At 72.2% G+C, this 17889-nt stretch carries 13 protein-coding genes; 4 read left to right on the forward strand and 9 right to left on the reverse strand.

The features are described from left to right. Positions 1 to 13: 13 nt before the first annotated feature. From ACFQ79_RS11150 to ACFQ79_RS11190, 9 genes are all read right to left on the reverse strand, one after another. On the reverse strand, positions 14 to 499 hold the full coding sequence (locus ACFQ79_RS11150) for a hypothetical protein (protein WP_383581439.1): 486 nt from the start codon (positions 497 to 499) through the stop codon (positions 14 to 16). Beyond that, a complete protein-coding gene (locus ACFQ79_RS11155; RefSeq protein ID WP_383581442.1) occupies positions 496 to 1155 on the reverse strand; it encodes a Rieske (2Fe-2S) protein in 660 nt (219 codons plus the stop codon). The genes ACFQ79_RS11150 and ACFQ79_RS11155 overlap by 4 nt, the downstream gene beginning before the upstream one ends. Beyond that, on the reverse strand, positions 1152 to 1751 hold the full coding sequence (locus ACFQ79_RS11160) for a 4Fe-4S dicluster domain-containing protein (protein WP_030315529.1): 600 nt from the start codon (positions 1749 to 1751) through the stop codon (positions 1152 to 1154). The genes ACFQ79_RS11155 and ACFQ79_RS11160 overlap by 4 nt, the downstream gene beginning before the upstream one ends. A 7-nt stretch (positions 1752 to 1758) precedes the next feature. Next, complete coding sequence (locus ACFQ79_RS11165) at positions 1759 to 4071, reverse strand: molybdopterin oxidoreductase family protein (protein ID WP_383581446.1); 2313 nt, start codon at positions 4069 to 4071, stop codon at positions 1759 to 1761. Further along, the gene (locus ACFQ79_RS11170) at positions 4068 to 5219 is read right to left on the reverse strand and encodes an MFS transporter (protein WP_383581449.1); all 1152 of its coding nucleotides are present in this window, start codon (positions 5217 to 5219) and stop codon (positions 4068 to 4070) included. The genes ACFQ79_RS11165 and ACFQ79_RS11170 overlap by 4 nt, the downstream gene beginning before the upstream one ends. Positions 5220 to 5421: 202 nt before the next feature. Then, positions 5422 to 6240, reverse strand: a complete 819-nt coding sequence (gene pflA, locus ACFQ79_RS11175) for a pyruvate formate-lyase-activating protein (protein WP_383581452.1) — start codon at positions 6238 to 6240, stop codon at positions 5422 to 5424. Between the two features lie 153 nt (positions 6241 to 6393). Then, a complete protein-coding gene (gene pflB, locus ACFQ79_RS11180) occupies positions 6394 to 8673 on the reverse strand; it encodes a formate C-acetyltransferase (protein ID WP_383581455.1) in 2280 nt (759 codons plus the stop codon). A gap of 157 nt (positions 8674 to 8830) precedes the next feature. Continuing rightward, positions 8831 to 10252: an MFS transporter gene (locus ACFQ79_RS11185; protein ID WP_383581458.1), complete on the reverse strand. Its 1422-nt coding sequence runs from the start codon at positions 10250 to 10252 to the stop codon at positions 8831 to 8833. Between the two features lie 170 nt (positions 10253 to 10422). After that, positions 10423 to 13377 carry an FAD-dependent oxidoreductase gene (locus ACFQ79_RS11190; RefSeq protein WP_383581460.1) on the reverse strand — a complete coding sequence of 985 codons (2955 nt, stop codon included), beginning with the start codon at positions 13375 to 13377 and terminating at the stop codon, positions 10423 to 10425. A gap of 377 nt (positions 13378 to 13754) precedes the next feature. Between ACFQ79_RS11190 and ACFQ79_RS11195 the strand changes: the two genes are divergently transcribed. The 4 genes from ACFQ79_RS11195 to ACFQ79_RS11210 all read left to right on the forward strand — a co-directional run bounded on the left by ACFQ79_RS11195 (position 13755) and on the right by ACFQ79_RS11210 (position 17838). After that, positions 13755 to 14483: a sirohydrochlorin chelatase gene (locus ACFQ79_RS11195; RefSeq protein ID WP_383581463.1), complete on the forward strand. Its 729-nt coding sequence runs from the start codon at positions 13755 to 13757 to the stop codon at positions 14481 to 14483. A gap of 12 nt (positions 14484 to 14495) precedes the next feature. Further along, positions 14496 to 15725 carry a low temperature requirement protein A gene (locus ACFQ79_RS11200; protein WP_383581466.1) on the forward strand — a complete coding sequence of 410 codons (1230 nt, stop codon included), beginning with the start codon at positions 14496 to 14498 and terminating at the stop codon, positions 15723 to 15725. A gap of 26 nt (positions 15726 to 15751) precedes the next feature. Beyond that, entirely contained in the window at positions 15752 to 16885 is a 1134-nt protein-coding gene (locus tag ACFQ79_RS11205; RefSeq protein WP_383581468.1) for a P1 family peptidase, read from the forward strand. Between the two features lie 110 nt (positions 16886 to 16995). Beyond that, positions 16996 to 17838 (forward strand): DUF6227 family protein, encoded by an 843-nt coding sequence (locus tag ACFQ79_RS11210; protein WP_383581471.1) that lies wholly within the window; start codon positions 16996 to 16998, stop codon positions 17836 to 17838. Positions 17839 to 17889 lie beyond the last annotated feature (51 nt).

Below are 17889 nucleotides of genomic sequence, written 5' to 3' on the forward strand. Positions count from 1 at the left end.
CTTCCGAAGCCCCTCAGCGATCCTTCGGATCGAGCAGCCAGAGGCCGAGCACCACCAGGAACGACAGACAGAGGAAGCCCGCGCCCCACCAGGCGGTGCCGGTGTCCCCGGCCATCCACTCGTCGACGACGATCGTCAGGCCCCAGAGCTGGCCGATGACCACCGTGAGCGCCAGCGTGAGGCGGGCCGTCAGCTTCGACGAGCGCTCCGGCTCCTGCTCCGTGCCGGCCCCCGGCCCCGGCCCGGTGCGGGTGATGCGCGGGTCGCCGTATCCGCTGGTCGGGCGGATCTGCGGATACCGCTCGTGCACGGGACGGTTCAGCCGCGGCTGCGCACTGCCCGGGGTGTACGCCGGAGGCCGGGGGGCCTCCGGGGCGGCGGGCACCGAAGCCGCCGGGGTCGCCGACGACGCCCCGGCGGTGACGGGGGTGACGGGGGTGACGGGGGGCTTCGACGGTTCCGGGGCCTCCGGGTCGCGGGGGAAGGCGTCGTCTGTCATGTGCGCTGACTCCTCTCCGGCACCGCGCCCCGCGCGGACGCGCCGGGGCAGCCCAGCCGGTCGGCGAGTTCGGGGCGGTCGTCGCCGAGCTGGCGGCAGAGGCCCTCGCGGGCGCTCTCGCCCGAGCGGGCCGTGCCGATCGCCCAGACGCTGCCGTCGGCCTCCTCCACGAGCAGCACCTTCGGCAGCCCCCGGGGCGGCGGGCCCGCCGTGACCTCTCCCGTACGGGCGTCGAAGATGCCTTCGTGGCAGGGGCAGTACAGCTCGCCCTCGCTGCCGCGGTCCTTGCGCCAGAGCACGGCGCAGGCGAGGTGGGTGCAGACGGCGGAGTAGCCGGCGAGGGTGCCGTCCTCCAGCCGGATGGCGACCGCGCGGTCCTCGGAGCCCGGGTAGCGGAAGGCGAGGGACTCCCCGGGCAGGATCACGTCCGCGATCTTCTTCGCCTCCGGTGGCCCGTCGCTGTCCCCGTGCCGGTGCAGGATGCCGGAGGCGACGGCGACACCGCCGACGGCGAGGCCGCCGGAGACGGTGGCGACGATCCGCAGGTAGTCACGGCGGGTGGTGAGGGAGTCGGCGGCGATCCGGTCGTGGAGCGCTTCCTGGGCCGCGTCGGAGCGGGGGTCCGACGCGGGCGGCTGGGGGTCGGTGACGCTCAACGGACATCCCTTCCATTGATCTCGACGACGGGAAGCCCACCGGGGACCGGCCACTGGACCTTGTCGGCGGGGACGACCATCGCCACACCGGTGGAGACGGTCGTGGAGCCGAAGGTGAAGGAGTCGGCGACCTGGACGCCGGGGCGTTCGGCCTGGAGCTCTTCGAGGGTTCCGTAGAAGAGGGCGCCGGTGGGGCAGACGGTGGCGCACATCGGGGCGAGGCCGTAGGCGGTGCGGTCGTAGCAGAGGTTGCACTTCATCTGGAGCTTCGCCTGGAGGTCGATCTTGGGGACGCCGAAGGGACAGGCGTTGACGCAGTTGGCGCAGCCGATGCAGCGGGTGGTGTCGGCCTGCTGCACGACGCCGTCGGCGGTGACGAGGATCGCGTCGGCGGGGCAGACCTCGGCGCAGGGCGCGACGGGGTCCTCGCAGTGCATGCAGACGGTGGGGAGGGAGGCGACGGAGTGGCCCTCGTCGGGGTAGTCGAGGTGGATCATCGACTTGCCCCGGTGGGAGTCGCATTCCCGGCAGGCGGAGACGCAGGCCTGGCAGCCGATGCAGCGGCCCGGGTCGATGAAGATCGTGCGGCCCATCATGTGCGGGTCAGCTCCTCTCCGCGGTGCCGCGGCCCTGGGGGGAGGTGGGGGGCAGCGGGTCGGTGCGGGAGACCTGGGTCTCCGGGTAGGCCTGGTGGCCCGGTGCGGTGGGTGGGGCGGGGACCTCGTCGATCCGCTCGGCCGCCTCGATGCGGGCGGCGCAGACCTTGTACTCCGGAATCTTGGAGCGGGGATCGAGGGCGTCGATGGTGAGGGCGTTGGCCGCGGTGGGAACCGGCCAGTGGTACGGGACGAAGACGGTGTCGGGGCGGATGGCCTCGGTGACCAGGGCGGGGAAGACCTCGCTGCCGCGGCGGGTGACGACCCGGACGGGATCGCCGTTGCGGAAGCCGTGGGAGGGGTGGACCTCGACCCAGGGCCGCGGGGTCTGTTCGACGAGGGCGCCCAGGCGGCGGGTCTGGTTGCCGGAGAGGAAGTGGGCGACGGTGCGGCCGGTGGTCAGCGAGAGGGGGAACTCCTCGCTGTACGGGTCCATGGGCGGGTGCCATTCGACGACCTGCATGTGGATCTTGCCGTCGGGGTGGTAGGTGCGGCCGTTCTCGAAGAGGCGGGGGGTGCCGGGGTGCTCGGTGCTGGGGCACGGCCAGGCGATGCCGCCGGTCTCCTCCAGGCGCTCGTAGGTGATGCCGTAGTAGTCGTTGACGGTTCCGGCGGAGGCGACGCGGAGTTCCTCGAAGACCGAGCGGGAGTCGGGGAACTCGAACTTGTCGCCGGCGCCGAGCCGGCGGGCGAGTTCGCAGATGACCCAGGTGTCGGTGCGGACGCCGGCCGGGGGTTCCTGGGCCTTGTTGTGCTTGACGACCCGGGCCTCGGCGTTGGCCATGACGCCCTCGTCCTCGGCCCACACCGTGACGGGGAAGACCACGTGCGCGTTGGCCGCGGTCTCGGAGAGGAAGAAGTCGAACTGGGCGTGGAACTCGAGGGTGTCGTAGCCGTCCTTGACGGTGGCGTAGTTGGGCAGCGAGACGAAGGGGTTGTTGCAGATGCCGACGAGTCCGCGGATCTCCTTGCGCTGCATCTGCCAGACCATCTCCATCATGGAGGTTCCGGCGAGTGGGAGTTCGGCCTCGTCGATGCCCCAGATCTCACAGATCTGGCGGCGGTGCTCGGGGTTGGTGATGGAGCGGCCGCCGGGGAGGAGGTCGGACTTCTGGCCGTGCTCGCGGCCGCCCTGGCCGTTGCCCTGGCCGGTGATGGTGCCGTAGCCGGCGCCGGGCCTGCCGATGTGTCCGGCGGCGACGCACAGGTTGATGATGCTGAGGCAGTTCTCGACGCCCTGGGAGTGGTGCTCGACGCCGCGGGCGTGCCAGGCCATGGCCCGGTCCGCGCCGGCGAACATGCGGGCGACCTGGACGATCTGCTCCTCGGGGACCCCGCAGATCTCGGCCGACCTGGCCGGCGGGTACGCGGCGACCGTCGCCTTGACCTCCTCCCAGCCGGTGGCGTGTGCGGCGAGATAGGCCTCGTCGGTGAGGCCCTCGGCGACCACGACGTGGAGGACGGCGTTGAAGAAGGCGGAGTCGGTGCCCGGCTTGAGGGCGACGTGGAGGTCGGCGGTGCGGGCGATCGCGGTCTCGCGCGGGTCGACGACGATGAGGGTGGCGCCCCGGTCGCGGGCTCCCCACAGGTACTGGGTCATGACGGGGAAGCACTCGCCGACGTTGGACCCTGCGATGAGGAGGCAGTCGGTGAGGAGGATGTCGGAGAAGGGGTTGCCGGCCCGGTCGATGCCGAAGGCGAGCTTGTTGGCGCCGGCGGCGGAGACCATGCAGAGGCGGCCGTTGTAGTCGACGTGCCGGGACTTGAGCGCGACCCGGGCGAACTTGCCGACGAGGTAGGTCTTCTCCGAGTAGAGGCTGGCTCCGCCGAGGAGGCCGAAGGCGTCGTTGCCGTACTCGCCCTGGATCCGGCGGATCTCGGCGACGGTGTGGTCGAGGGCCTCGTCCCAGCTGACCTCGCGGAACTCCTCGTCGCGGTTGCGTCGCATGAGGGGCGCGGTGAGCCGGTCGGGGTGGTTGACCTGCTGGTAGGCGTTGATGCCCTTGGGGCAGAGCCGCATCCGGTTGATGTCGTGGTTGCGTGGTTCGACGCCGAAGACCTTGCCGCCGCGGTCGACGCGGAGGTACATGCCGCACTGGACGCCGCAGAAGCAGCAGTGGGTGGGGACGAGGGTCTCGCCGTTCTGGTCGGCGTGCCAGCGGTCGGCGGGGATGCCGCCGGCGTCGCGGAAGTTGCGGGTGCCGGGCGGGGCGAGGGAGGGATCGAGCGGCAGCGCCCTGTTCGGGTCGGTCGCGGTCACTTGAACCCCTTCTTCACGTGGTCGAGGTAGGCGTTGCCGCGCAGGACGCGTTTGCAGCGGGGGCAGTACTCGGCCCATTCGTCGAAGCCGAGGTCGAGGTCGCGCATGGTGCCCTTGAGGTTCTCCACGTAGGGGGCGGTGTCGATGGGCTCGTGGCAGCGGCGGCAGGTGAGCACCTCCTCGTCCTTGCGGCGGGCGGTGTACTTGAAGAGCTGCATGCCGACGGCGGCGGGCCGCTGCACGATGTGGAAGAACTTCCCGAAGGGGATGTAGATGAGGGTGAAGACGACCGACACCATGTGGAGGATCGCGAGGAACTCGTAGCCGCCGCCGTGCAGGAAGATCGACGAGAAGGTGAGCAGCAGCCCGGTCACGGAGATGACGATGAGGGCGAGCAGCGGCACCAGGTCGTAGGCGAAGCGCTGGCCGGTGATGGCGCCCCGGTCCTTCATGCGGCGCCAGAGGAAGTAGCCGGCGCCGGGGATGACCAGGACGGCGGCGATGTCGAGGCCGTGGAACATCAGCCAGCCGACGACGCTGAGGGCGTCGAAGCCGATGATCTTGAAGCCCCAGATCCGCATCTCGTAGCCGGGGCCCGAGCCGGTGGAGGAGGTGAAGGTGAACCAGCCCCAGGTGAGGGGGAAGGTGATCGCAGCGGCCAGCAGACAGCCCCAGAAGATGAGCTGGTGGGCGGCCCAGCGGGCGTGCGAGCGGGCGCCGAGGAACTTCTGGAAGCCGAGGTAGGTGGCGATCATCTTCGGCAGCGCGGTGGGCGCCGTGCGGAAGTTCGCGACGGAGAAGAAGGAGCCCCAGCCCTTGTGGAAGAGGCGGCGGGCGCCGGGGGCGGAGATCCAGACGGTGTAGCGGTAGGCGACGCCGAAGGCGAGGAAGACCGTGGCGACGGCGTAGGGCAGCAGGGCCGAGTCGAAGTCGCGGAGCAGACGGCTGCCGAAGACGATCGCGAGGATCAGCAGGACGGAGACGACGGTGCCCGCGAGGGTGGCGCGGCGGCGCACGGCTGCCGGGGTCTGCGGAGGGAGACCGGCGGCCGCCGGATCTCCCGGGGCGGGGCCGCCCGGTGCTGGGGCGCCTGGTGTGGGATCGCCCGGCGGAGGGGTCGGCTCGGCTGTCTGCGGTGGCTCGGTCACGCGGCCACGGTAAGGCCGTACGGGCGGTTTTGCCCTGTTTTGAGGGACTGTGGAGTGAGGGCGTCGCCCGGACGGGCCCGGGTGTCGCTCCGGGCCGGACCCCGGGCCTCCTCGGGGTTCCTCGGGCCGCCTCGGACCTCACCGGACGACCCGGGATCCGCCTCGGACCGCACCGGACCGCACCGGACCGCACCGGACCGCGTCAGACCGCGTGCAGGCCGTGGGCGCGGAAGACCTCGCGGACCTCGGCGACCTGACCGGGCGTCGGGGACGGCGTGTCGTGCAGGGTGAACGGCATGGCGAGTGCCTGCCACTTCGCTTCGCCGAGCTTGTGGAAGGGAAGGATGTCCACGCGGGAGACGTTGCCGAGACCCCCGGCGAAGGCGGCGACTCCCTCCACGTTGGCCGGGTCGTCGGTGAGGCCCGGGACGAGGACGAAGCGGACGTGGACCTCCTGGCCGAGGTCGGCGAGACGCCTTGCGAAGTCGAGGGTCGGCGCGAGCGGCCGGCCGGTGACCTTCCGGTACGTGGCGGGGTCCCAGGACTTGATGTCGAGCAGGACCAGGTCGGTGTCGCGCAGCAGGGCGTCGGTGGCGCGGACGCCCAGGAAGCCCGAGGTGTCGAGGGCCGTGTGCAGGCCGAGCTCGTGCTTCATCCGGTGCAGCAGCTCGCCGGTGAAGACGGGCTGGAGGAGCGGTTCGCCGCCGGAGACGGTGGCGCCGCCCCCGGAGGCGGAGATGAAGCGGACGTACTTGCCCGCCTCGGCGATCACGGCGTCGGCGGAGGTGCGCCTGCCGTTGCGCATCCGCCAGGTGTCGGGGTTGTGGCAGTAGAGACAGGTGAGGGGGCAGCCCGAGAGGAAGGTGACGAAGCGGGTGCCGGGTCCGTCGACGCCGGTGGACAGGTCCCAGGAGTGGACCGAGCCCTCGGAGGGACGCTGGGTCGCGGCGGCGGCCGGGGTGGCCGCCGGGGACACCGGGGTGGCCGCCGGGGTCGCGGGCGCGAGGGCGAGGCTTGTCATGGCGGGGCCTCCTTCGGAGGGGCCTTCGGGCGGTGCACGGAGGGACGGGGACACGGAGGGGGTGCGGAGGGACGGGGAGCGGAGGGGGTGCGGAGGGGTGCGGCCCGGGGCCGGGGGTGAGGGCCACCGGCCCCGGGTGCGGGGAGGGGCCGCCTAGAGCGAGCCGTGGAAGGTGCGGTTCAGGACGTCGAGCTGCTGCTCGCGGGTGAGCCGGACGAAGTTGACCGCGTATCCGGAGACCCGGATGGTCAGCTGGGGGTAGTTCTCCGGGTGCTCCATGGCGTCCATGAGGGTGTCGCGGTTGAGGACGTTCACGTTCATGTGGAAGCCGTCGCTCGCCGTGTAGCCGTCGAGGACGCCCGCGAGGTTCGTGATCCGCTCCTCGGGGGTGCGGCCCAGGCCGTCGGGGGTGACCGTGTTGGTCAGCGAGATGCCGTCCTCGGCGTCCTCGTAGGGGAGCTTGGCGACCGAGAGGGCCGAGGCCACGTAGCCGTGGGTGTCGCGGCCGTTCATCGGGTTGGCGCCAGGGGCGAAGGGCTCGCCGGCGCGGCGCCCGTCGGGGGTGTTGCCGGTCTTCTTGCCGTAGACGACGTTGGAGGTGATGGTCAGGACGGACTGGGTGTGTTCGGCGTTCCGGTAGGTGGGGTGCTTGCGCACCTTCTTCATGAACTCCTCGACCAGCCAGACCGCGATCTCGTCGGCCCGGTCGTCGTTGTTGCCGTAGGCCGGGTAGTCGCCCTCGACCGTGTAGTCGGTGGCCAGGCCGGACGCGTCGCGGTGCACGGTGACCTCGGCGTACTTGATGGCGGCCAGCGAGTCGACGGCCACCGAGAGGCCGGCGATGCCGAAGGCCATGGTGCGGCGCACGTCGCGGTCGTGGAGCGCCATCTCGATGCGCTCGTAGGCGTACTTGTCGTGCATGAAGTGGATGACGTTCAGCGCGTGGACGTAGACGCTCGCGAGCCACTCCATCTGCTCGTCGAACTTGGCCATGACCTCGTCGTGGTCGAGGACGTCGGCCGTGATGGCGCCGGTGTCGGGGCCGACCTGGGCGCCGGACTTCTCGTCGCGGCCGCCGTTGATCGCGTACAGCAGGGTCTTGGCGAGGTTCACGCGGGCGCCGAAGAACTGCATCTGCTTGCCGACGGGCATCGCGGAGACGCAGCAGGCGATGGCGGTGTCGTCGCCGAAGCGGGGGCGCATCAGCTCGTCCGACTCGTACTGGACGGAGGAGGTGTCGATGGAGACCTTCGCGCAGAACTCCTTGAAGCCCTGGGGGAGGCGCGGCGACCAGAAGACGGTCATGTTCGGCTCGGGGGCCGGGCCGAGGTTGTAGAGGGTCTGGAGGTAGCGGAAGGAGGTCCGGGTGACCAGCGGACGGCCGTCCTCGCCCATGCCGGCGATCGACTCGGTGACCCAGGTCGGGTCGCCGGAGAAGCCCTGGTCGTACTCCGGGGTGCGCAGGAAGCGGACGATGCGGAGCTTGATGATGAAGTCGTCGACGAGCTCCTGGGCCTGCTCCTCGGTGAGGACACCGGCCTCGACGTCCCGCTGGAGGTAGACGTCGAGGAAGGTGGAGGTGCGGCCGAGGGACATCGCGGCGCCGTTCTGCTCCTTCACGGCGGCGAGGTAGGCGAAGTACAGCCACTGGACGGCGTCGCGGCCGGTGACGGCGGGGCCGGAGATGTCGTGGCCGTAGGAGGCGGCCATCGCCTTGAGCTCGCCCAGGGCGCGGATCTGCTCGGCGAGTTCCTCGCGGAGCCGGATGGTCTCCTCGATCGAGCGGTTCCCGGCGGGGAGGGCGTTGAGCTCCTCCTTCTCCTCCTGCTTGACCTCGACGAGCCGGTCGACGCCGTAGAGGGCGACCCGGCGGTAGTCGCCGATGATGCGGCCGCGGCCGTAGGCGTCGGGGAGTCCGGTGACGACGCCGGCCTTGCGGGCGGCGCGGATCTCGGGGGTGTACGCGTCGAAGACACCGGCGTTGTGGGTCTTGCGGTACTCGGTGAAGACCTTCTCCAGGTCCGGGGAGACGGGGTAGCCGTAGGTCTCCAGGGCGCCGGCGACCATGCGCCAGCCGCCGTACGGCATGATCGCGCGCTTCAGCGGGGCGTCGGTCTGGAGGCCGACGATCAGGTCCTTGTCGCGGTCGATGTAGCCGGGGGCGTGGGCGGTGATGGTGGACGGCACGTCGTACGAGACTTCGTGGACGCCCTTGGCGCGCTCCTCGGGGAACCTGTCCGTGATGGCCTTCCACACGGCGGTGGTCCGCTCGGTGGGTCCGGCCAGGAAGGAGTCGTCACCCTCGTACGGCGTGTAGTTCTGCTGGATGAAGTCGCGGACGTCGACGGCGTCGCGCCACAGTCCGCCCTTGAAGCCCTTCCAGGCCCGCTCGTTCACCGTTGCTTCAGCAGGGGTCGCAGTCACTGCCCGCACCGCCTTCTTCGATTCATTCGATCGCGTTTCTGCCTACCTCCATTGCACCCCTTCTGATCGATCATTCCGGTCGGCATTGGTCACCTCCGGGCGGGCTTTGGTCCCGTTCCGGATACGCAAAAAGACCCCGCCGCGCGGGGTCTTTTTCCGGAGTGCCTCAGCTGGGGGCCTCGGCGCTCTTGCGGGCGTAGAACCACCAGGTCACGACCATGCAGCTGATGTAAAAGGCGACGAATCCCCACATCGCGCTGGTCACGGCCACCGAGCCGAACAGGGCCGGGATGAAGAAGAAGCCGTAGGCGGCGATGGCCGAGGTGAATCCGGTGACGGCGCCGGACTCCATCTCCGCCTGCTTCAGCGCCCTGTCGTATTCCGGGGTGCCTTCCGTGAGTCCCTTGAGGTGGGTTCCCCGGAAGATGACCGGGATCTGGCGGAAGGTCGAGCCGTTGCCGATTCCGGAGAAGAAGAACGCGGCGAGGAAGCAGAAGAAGAAGCCGTAGAACGAGCCGCCGTCGCTGCCCGAGGGCAGGAAGTTGATCACGCCGATGATCGAGACCGCCATGCCCACGAAGGACAGGATGGTGACCCGGGCACCACCCCACTTGTCGGCGATCCAGCCGCCGCCCCAGCGGGCGAGCGCGCCCACGGCGGGGCCCATCCAGGCGTACGTGGCGATCGAGTAGTCCGGGAACGTGGTCTTGATCAGCATCGGCAGGGCGGCGGCGAAGCCGATGAAGGAGCCGAAGGTGCCGACGTACAGCCAGGTCATCAGCCAGTTGTGCTTGCGCTTGAAGATGATCTTCTGCTGCTTGAACGGGGTCGAGGCCACCTTCAGGTCGTTCTGCCCGAACCAGGCGACGGCCGCGAGCACCAGCAGCACCGGGACCCAGAGGAACGCCGCGTTCTGCAGATAGACCGGGGTGCCGTCGGCCTTGTGCTGGGCCGAGCCGATGGCGATGGTCGACCAGGTGATGACGATCGGGGTCAGCAGCTGCACGACGGAGACGCCGAGGTTGCCGAGACCGCCGTTGATGCCGGTCGCGCTGCCCTTCTTCGCCTTGGGGAAGAAGAAGCCGATGTTGGCGAGGGAGGAGGCGAAGTTCGCGCCGCCGATGCCGCAGAGGGCGGCGATGGCGACCATCACGGCGTACGGGGTCGTCGGGTCCTGGATGGCGATGCCGAGCCAGATCAGCGGCACGATCAGCACGACCGTCGACAGCGCGGTGAAGCGGCGCTGGCCGACCATCGGGCCGAGGAAGGTGTAGAGGATCCGGGCGGTGCCGCCGGTCAGACCGGGGATGGCCGTCAGCCAGAACAGCTGGGAGGTCGAGAAGCCGAAGCCGACGTCCTTCAGGTTGGTCGCGGTGACCGACCACACCTGCCAGACGACGAACGCCACGAGCAGCGCCGGCACGGCGATCCACAGGTTGCGGGTGGCGACCTTCCTGCCGATCGACTTCCAGAAGAGCTCGTTCTCGGGCTCCCAGTCGGTGATCGGCCTGCCGGGGCGGTACTGCTCCGTGTCGTACGAGGCGGAGGGCCCGCCCGTCCTTCTGCTGTCCTGGACTACGGAACTCATGGCGCTTCCCTGACTTCCCTGTTCGGGGCTGAGCTTCGAGGCTTTTCCTTGCTCTTCCAGGCTGCGCCGCGGGATGGGGGCCGGGTCAGTGCCGATGGTCGTCGGACGGGCGGGCCTAGGTCGGGCCGCCGGGCGGGCCAAGGTCGGGCCGCCGACGGGCCTAGGTCCCCTCAGGGGCGGGCCATAGGCACCGGGAGCACCGGGAGGGTGACCGCCGGGTCGTCGAGGCAGGCGCCGGTCCGCAGGTCGAACTCCTGCTTGTGCATGGGGGACGCCACCACCGGCACCCCGTCCCGGCTGCCCATGATCCCGTTCGCGATGACATCGGCGCCCGAGAACGGGTCGCGGTTGCCCACCGCGTACACCTCGCCGTCCCCGTCCCGGAACAGCGCCGCCTCGGTGCCGTCGGCGAGGACCGCGGCCCGGCCCCGGCCCGGCTCCAGGAACTCCACCCCGGCCACGTGCGGCTCGAAGCGGGCCAGGGCCGCCGGGTCGTCGAGGACGGCCTGCCACTCGTCGCGGTACGCGGCCACGTGCCGGTCCATCTGCGCCTCCAGCTCCGCGCAGATCCCCAGCGAGTCCTCGATCAGGACCTCCCTGAGGTGGCCGGTCCCGCCGCCGAGCCGTTCCAGCCACGCCGAGGTGCGTTCGAGGCGCTCCCCGGTCCGTACGTAGTACATGAGGAACCGGTCGATCAGCGCGAACAGCTCGGCGGCCGAGAGGTCCGAGGCGAGCAGGTCGGCGTGGCGGGGGTTCGTGCCGCCGTTGCCGCAGACGTACAGGTTCCAGCCGCCGGCGGTGGCGATGACGCCGATGTCCTTGCCCCGGGCCTCCGCGCACTCGCGCAGACAGCCCGAGACCCCGCCCTTGATCTTGTGCGGGGCGCGCAGGCCCCGGTAGCGGAGCTCCAGGTCGATCGCCAGCTGCACCGAGTCGCCCTGCCCGAAGCGGCAGAACCGCGAGCCGACACAGGACTTGACCGTGCGCAGGGACTTTCCGTACGCCTGCCCCGACTCGAGACCGGCCGCGATCAGCCTGCGCCAGATGGCGGGGAGCTCCTCCTTCCGCGCGCCGAAGAGGTCGATCCGCTGACCGCCGGTGATCTTGCTGTAGAGGCCGTGGTCCCGGGCCACCTCGCCGATGACGATGAGCTGCTCGGCGGTGATCTCACCGCCCGGGACGCGCGGCACGACCGAATAGGTGCCGTCCTTCTGGAGGTTGGCGAGGAAGAGGTCGTTGGAGTCCTGGAGCGCGGCCTGCTCGCCGTCGAGGACGTGCCGCAGGCCGAGTTCGGGGGTGAGGGTGCCGAGGACGTTGGCGACGACGGGCTTGCAGACGGTGCAGCCGACACCCGCGTTCCCACCGGCACCCGTGCCTGTGGGGCTCCCGCCCGTGCCCGTGCCTGCGCCGGTGCCGCTCCCGCCCACGTCTGTGCCTGTGCCCGTGCCCGTGGGGCTCCCGCCCACGCCCGTGCCTGTACCCGTGTCCGTGCCCGTGGGGTTCCCGCCCGTGCCCGTGCCCGTGCCCGTGCGCGTGCCGCCGGAGCCGTACCGCTCCATCAGCTCGGTGTACGAGCGGATGTGCTCCGTGTGGATCAGTGCGTAGATCTCGGGCCGGGTGAGTTCCGGGAAGTGCTCGCACAGCCCACAGGACTTCTCCACGCCCGCCGCGTCGAGGACGGCCTGAAGCGTGTTCACACAGCCGCCGCAGCCCGTGCCCGCCTTGGTGCAGCGCTTGACGCCGCCGACGTCGGTCAGGCCGTGCTCGGCGATCGCACCGGCCACCGCGCCCTTGGTCACGTTGTGGCAGGAGCAGACGACGGCGTCGTCGGGGAGCGCGTCCGCGCCGGGCGGCTCCGCCCCCGCCGCCCCGGCCGGCAGCAGGAACGCCTCGGGCGGGCCGGGAAGCCGCCGGCCCGCGTGCGGCTTGAGGGAGCCGTACGCCTCGGCGTCGCCGACCAGGATGCCGCCGAGGAGCTGCCCCTCGGGACCGAGCAGCAGCTTCTTGTAGACGCCCTCGCGTCCGTCCGAGAACACGATCTCGGTGGCCCGCGGCCCGCCGTCCCGTCCGTCCGCGAACGGGTCGCCGAAGGAGGCCACGTCCGCACCGAGCAGCTTCAGCTTGGTGGAGGTGTCGGCGCCCGTGAACACCGCCGCCCCGGATCCCGCGAGCTGGTCGGCGACCGCCTCCGCCATCTGGTAGCCGGGCGCGACCAGGCCGTACACCCGCCCGTCGGAGGTCTGCGCGCACTCGCCGATCGCGTACACGTACGGGTCGGTCGTCCGGCAGCGCTCGTCCACCGCCACTCCCCCGCGGTCCCCGACCGCGAGCCCCGCCTCGCGGGCGAGCCGGTCGCGCGGCCGCACCCCGGCGGAGAAGACGACGACGTCGGCGGGGAGCCGCTCGCCGTTCGACAGCTTCAGGAGACAGGCCTTCCCGTCGGCGTCCGTCTCGACCTCGGCGGCGCCGACCCCGGTGTGCACGGCCACGCCCATCGACTCGATCGTCGCGCGCAGGGCCGCCGCGCCGCCGTCGTCGACCTGGAGCGGCATGAGCCGGGGAGCGAACTCGACGACGTGCGTGGCGAGTCCGAGGGTGCGGAGCGCCCCGGCGGCCTCCAGGCCGAGGAGTCCGCCGCCGATGACGACACCCGTCCTGGCCTGCTCGGCGTACCGGGTGAGGGCGTCGACGTCGTACAGCGTGCGGTACGTGAAGCAGCCGGGCGCGTCGGCGCCGGGGATCGGCGGCACGAAGGGGTACGAGCCGGTCGCCAGGACCAGGGCGTCGTACGGCACGACCGCGCCGGAGGTGGTGGTGACCGTGCGGGCGGCCGGGTCGAGCTGCTCGGCCGGGTCGCCGAGCCGCAGGTCGATGCCGTGGCCGGAGAGGAACTCGGGGGTGGAGAGACCCAGTCGGCCGGGATCGGTGCCGGTGAAGACCGAGGACAGGTGTACCCGGTCGTAGGCCGGTACGTCCTCCTCGGCGAGGACCGTGACCTGCCAGCCGGGGCCGCCGGGCACGGCGGGGTCGGCGAGCGCGCCGCGCTCGGCCAGCGCCTCCAGGAGCCGGTGTCCGACCATGCCGTGGCCGATGAGCACGAGGGTCTGCGTCCGCTGGGCGGCCATGGCGGTCTCCGTGGGGTGGGGTGGGGTGGGGAGGGGCGGGGAGGGGTGGGGGGTTCGGGTTCGCGGGACCGGCCCGGGTGCGCGGGACCGGCGGCCCGGGTGCGCGGGACCGGCTCGCGTACGGGTGGCCGGCTCGTGTGCGGATGCCTTCTCCTCCGACCGTAGGGGCGCCGGGTGGGCGTGTCGGGGCCGTGAAGGGCCCGAGGATCCGGGACTTGCGACCCCCCGACCGGGGCCGAACGGCGCGGCCGCGGGGCGGCGGCGCGGGCTTAGCGTGAACGGGTGGGGCCGCGACGACGAACGACACCGTCGCGCGGCCCCCGACGGGGCCGAAAGGCACTCACCGACCGCACGACCGGGGGCGGGTGGAGGTACGGATGACACCGCGCGACCTGGTCCTCGCCGTGCACGGGAGCACCGTGCCCGAGGCCGCCGCGACGATCGCCCGGCTCGCCGACTCCGTACGCGGACCGACCGGCGCGCCCGTCGCCGTCGGACACCTCGACCACCAGGCCCCCTCCCTGCCGCACGTCCTCGCGGACCGGCCCGGTGCGGTCGTCGTGCCGCTGCTCCTCGGCGACGGCTACCACCGCACCGTCGACATCCCGGCCGTCGCCCGCCCCTTCGACTGCGCGGTCACGCGCGGTCTGAGCGGCGAGCACGCCGTGGCCCTCGCCCTGTACGACCGGCTGCGGGCCGCCGAGCGGGCGGCCGGGGGTCCGGCGGACGCGGTCGTCGTCGCCGGGGCGGGCTCCTCCCGGCCGGGCGGCAACGACGGCACCCTCGCGGCGGTCCGGCAGCTGGGCCTGCTCCTGCCGGTACCGGTGACGGCCGCGTACTGCTCGGCGAGCACCCCGACCCCGGCCGAGGCGGTCGCGCGGCTGCACGCCCGCGGCTTCCGACGGGTCGCGGTGGCCACCCACCTCCTCGCCCCCGGCCGCTTCACGCGCGCGCTGGCCTCGGTCCCGGGCACCTGGGCGATCGGGGCCCCGATCGCCGACCACGCGCGCGTGGCACGGCTCGTGGCGGCGCGGTACGCGTCGGCGGGGGCGGGCGTGGAGGTTCCGATGCGCGTGGCATGTCTGCGGGAGAGCCTTCCGCTCTGATGTGCTGGGGCCATGACACAACCGTTCCTCCCCCTCACCGCGCGCTCCCGCGAGGAGTCGCACCGGGCGGCCACGCCCCTGGAGCTGTTCTTCGACCTGTGTTTCGTCGTCGCCGTCGCGCAGGCGGGCGCGGAGCTCGTGCACGCGGTCGCCGAGGGCCACGCGGGCGAGGGGATCCTCAACTACGCGATGATCTTCTTCGCGATCTGGTGGGCGTGGATGAACTTCACGTGGTTCGCCTCGGCCTACGACAACGACGACGTGCCGTACCGCGTCGTCACCCTCGTCCAGATCGCGGGCGTGCTGATCCTCGCGGCCGGGGTCACGCGGGCCTTCGCGGAGCACGACTTCCTCGTGGTCTACATCGGCTACGTCGTCATGCGGCTCGCGCTCGCCTCGCAGTGGCTGCGGGCCGCGCACCACGCCACCGATCCCGCCGAGCGGACGATGTGCCGGCGGTACGCGGGCGGGGTCGTCGCCGTGCAGATCGGCTGGATCGCCCTGCTCCTCGTGCCGGAGTCGGCCCGTCCGTGGGTCTTCCTCGTCATGGCGCTGGCCGAGATGTCCGTGCCCCTCTTCGCGGAGCGGGACGCGCCCAGCACGTGGCACCCGCACCACATCGCCGAGCGGTACGGCCTGTTCACCATCATCGTGCTCGGTGAGACCGTCGCCGCGGCGACGGTGGCCGTGAAGACCGGCATCGCCGAGAACGACGCCCTGGGCGAGGTGCTGCCGATCGCCGCGGGCGGGCTGCTGCTCGTCTTCGCCGCCTGGTGGATCTACTTCGTCGTGCCCGCGCACAACCGGCTGACCTCCAGCCGCGAGGCCTTCCGGTGGGGGTACGGCCACTACGTGATCTTCGCGGCGGCGGCGGCCGTCGGCGCGGGCCTGGAGATCGCCGTGGAAGAGGCCGTGGGCAAGGCCCACATCTCCACGCTCGCCGCCTCGTCCGCGGTGACGATCCCGTCCGCCGTGTTCCTGCTGTCCGTGTGGCTCCTCCACGCCCGCTACTTCAAGGTCGGCATCGCGCAGCAACTCGTCCTGCCCGTCTCGTCGCTCGCGATCCTGATGTGCTCGTTCGCGGGCCGCTGGGCGGTCCTGGCCGCGGGCGTCGTCGCGGCGGCGACGGTCGCGGTCGGCGTGACCCTGACGGCGAGGAACCCGGCGACGCGACCGGGCACGGGTCCGGGTCCGGGGACGGGTCCGGGGACGGGTCCGGGGACGGGTACGGCGACCGGCTGAGCCCGTACCCGTGGTAGGCAGGAGACATGACACAGCCCGAACAGCACGGGACGACGGACTCGATCACCGATGTGCGCGGACTGCGCGTGGGGCACGCGCGCGTGGCGGGCGCCGGGGCGCTGAGCGGTACGACCGTGGTGCTCGCGCCGGCCGGCGGGGCCGTCGCCGCCGTGGACGTACGGGGCGGCGGGCCGGGCACGCGGGAGACGGACGCGCTCGACCCGCGCAACGTCGTCCAGCGGATCGACGCCGTCGTCCTGACCGGCGGCAGCGCGTACGGCCTGGAGTCCGCCGCCGGGGTGATGGCCTGGCTGGAGGAGCGGCACCGGGGGGTGCGGGTGGGCCCCGATCCCTCCCACGTCGTGCCGGTCGTGCCGGCCGCGTGCGTCTTCGACCTCGGCAGGGGCGGCGACTTCACGGCCAGGCCCGGCCCGGCGACGGGGCGGGCGGCGGTGGAGGCGGCCGACGCGAGCGGGGACCACGCGCGCGTGGAGACGGGCGCGGTCGGCGCGGGCACGGGCGCCGTGGTCGGCGGTCTCCGGGGCGGGGTGGGCACGGCGAGCACCGTTCTGGAGTCGGGGATCACGGTCGGCGCGCTCGTGGTGGTGAACGCGGTGGGCTCGGCCGTCGATCCGGCCACGGGTGCCCTCTACGGGAGTTACGGGGACCACGGGGCGCCCGGGAGCCCCGGAGGTCCTGGAGGTCCCTGGAGTCCCGGGGGCTCCCTCACCGGCGGCCTGCCCTCCTTCCCCGATCCGGCGGTGCACCAGGCCGCGCTGCGGCGTCTCGCCGAGGCGCGGGAGGCGGCGGCCCCGCCCCCGCTGAACACCACGCTCGCCGTCGTGGCGACGGACGCCGTGCTGACCCGTGCGCAGGCGCAGAAGGTCGCGGGAACGGCGCACGACGGCATCGCGCGCGCCCTGCGCCCGGTCCACCTCATGAACGACGGCGACACCGTCTTCACGCTCGCCACCGGGGCGCGCGAACTACCGGAAGGTCCTGGGCCGCTGGCCCTGAACGAGATCCTCGCGGCCGGCGCGGACCTGGTGACGCGGGCGATCGTCCGGGCGGTGCTCGCGGCCCCCGGCGGCCTGCGCGGACCGGGCGGGGACTTCCCCTCGTACCGGGAGCTCTACGGCGGTCCGCACGCGGCGAGCTGACCGCGATCGGAGCCGTACTCCCGGTAACTGCAAGGGAGTTGAGCCGAAACGGCCCCGACAGGGCGGGAACTCCCCTCCGACGCCCTTCGTTTTCCGGAACCCCGGACGCGATGTCGGACCCAGGGACTACGTTAAGCAAGCACCAAGTGACATGCGGCGACGGCCTGGAGACCCTCTTGAACGATCCGCAGGATCCTCACGATCCGTACGAGACGACCGAGACGCACCTTGAGCGCCTCCTCGGCCGGGCGCTCAACTCCTTCGACCTGCCCGACTCGACCGTCGAGCGCCTCGGCACGGCGCTCGCGCACTCCAGCGCGCTCCACTCCTCGCACCACAGCGCGTCGCTGCACCGCGCCACCTACCGCCACACGTATCTGCTGAGCGACGGCTCCGCCCTCAGCCTCTGGGAGCTCACGCACAACGCCGGCCGGGACGGGGCCGAGCAGCACGAGCTGTACGCCGAGGAGTCGGAGGCCCGGCTCGCCGCCTCCCGCCTCCCCGCCGGCCCCCTGCCCGGCTGGACCGCCGAGCACGCCGACGGCCGCGCCCTCGACGAGGACGACGACCTGGAGCTGCTGAGCGCGCTCCTCGCCCGCCCGATACCCGCCCAGCCCCGGATGTACGTGCCGGACAACTCCGCCGACCACGCGCGCCGCGTCCTGCGGCGCGCGGAGAACGCGGACCGGCCGGGCCCGGCGACGGCCCGCCGGCTCCGGCTGGCCTTCGCCCACCACATCACCCAGGCCTTCGGCCGCCACTGCCCGGTGGAGGGGGGCCGGGACGCCGGCTTCACCCTCTACGAGCACCAGTTCCTGCTGCTCGACGGCAGCGAGGCGAGTCTCTGGGAGGTCGAGCACACGGCGACACCGGACGGACGCCACATGTGCGAGGTGTACGAGGACGAGCGCGCCGCCCGCGACGCGATGGAGTCCCGCTCCCGGGTCCGCTGACGTCCCCGAGGACGACCCCGAGGCGGCCCCGCGGTCGTCCCCGCGGTCGTC

The organism is Streptomyces sp. NPDC056480 (genome assembly GCF_042795405.1).
Taxonomy (GTDB): domain Bacteria; phylum Actinomycetota; class Actinomycetes; order Streptomycetales; family Streptomycetaceae; genus Streptomyces.

Bases quoted from the DNA above. Each gene is read 5' to 3' on its own strand.
- ACFQ79_RS11200 (WP_383581466.1), top strand. From the start codon at position 14,496: ATGACACAACCGTTCCTCCCCCTCACCGCGCGCTCCCGCGAGGAGTCG.
- ACFQ79_RS11190 (WP_383581460.1), bottom strand. From the start codon at position 13,377: ATGGCCGCCCAGCGGACGCAGACCCTCGTGCTCATCGGCCACGGCATG.
- ACFQ79_RS11195 (WP_383581463.1), top strand. From the start codon at position 13,755: ATGACACCGCGCGACCTGGTCCTCGCCGTGCACGGGAGCACCGTGCCC.
- ACFQ79_RS11210 (WP_383581471.1), top strand. From the start codon at position 16,996: ATGTCGGACCCAGGGACTACGTTAAGCAAGCACCAAGTGACATGCGGC.
- ACFQ79_RS11185 (WP_383581458.1), bottom strand. From the start codon at position 10,252: ATGAGTTCCGTAGTCCAGGACAGCAGAAGGACGGGCGGGCCCTCCGCC.
- ACFQ79_RS11160 (WP_030315529.1), bottom strand. From the start codon at position 1,751: ATGATGGGCCGCACGATCTTCATCGACCCGGGCCGCTGCATCGGCTGC.
- ACFQ79_RS11205 (WP_383581468.1), top strand. From the start codon at position 15,752: ATGACACAGCCCGAACAGCACGGGACGACGGACTCGATCACCGATGTG.
- ACFQ79_RS11150 (WP_383581439.1), bottom strand. From the start codon at position 499: ATGACAGACGACGCCTTCCCCCGCGACCCGGAGGCCCCGGAACCGTCG.
- pflA (WP_383581452.1), bottom strand. From the start codon at position 6,240: ATGACAAGCCTCGCCCTCGCGCCCGCGACCCCGGCGGCCACCCCGGTG.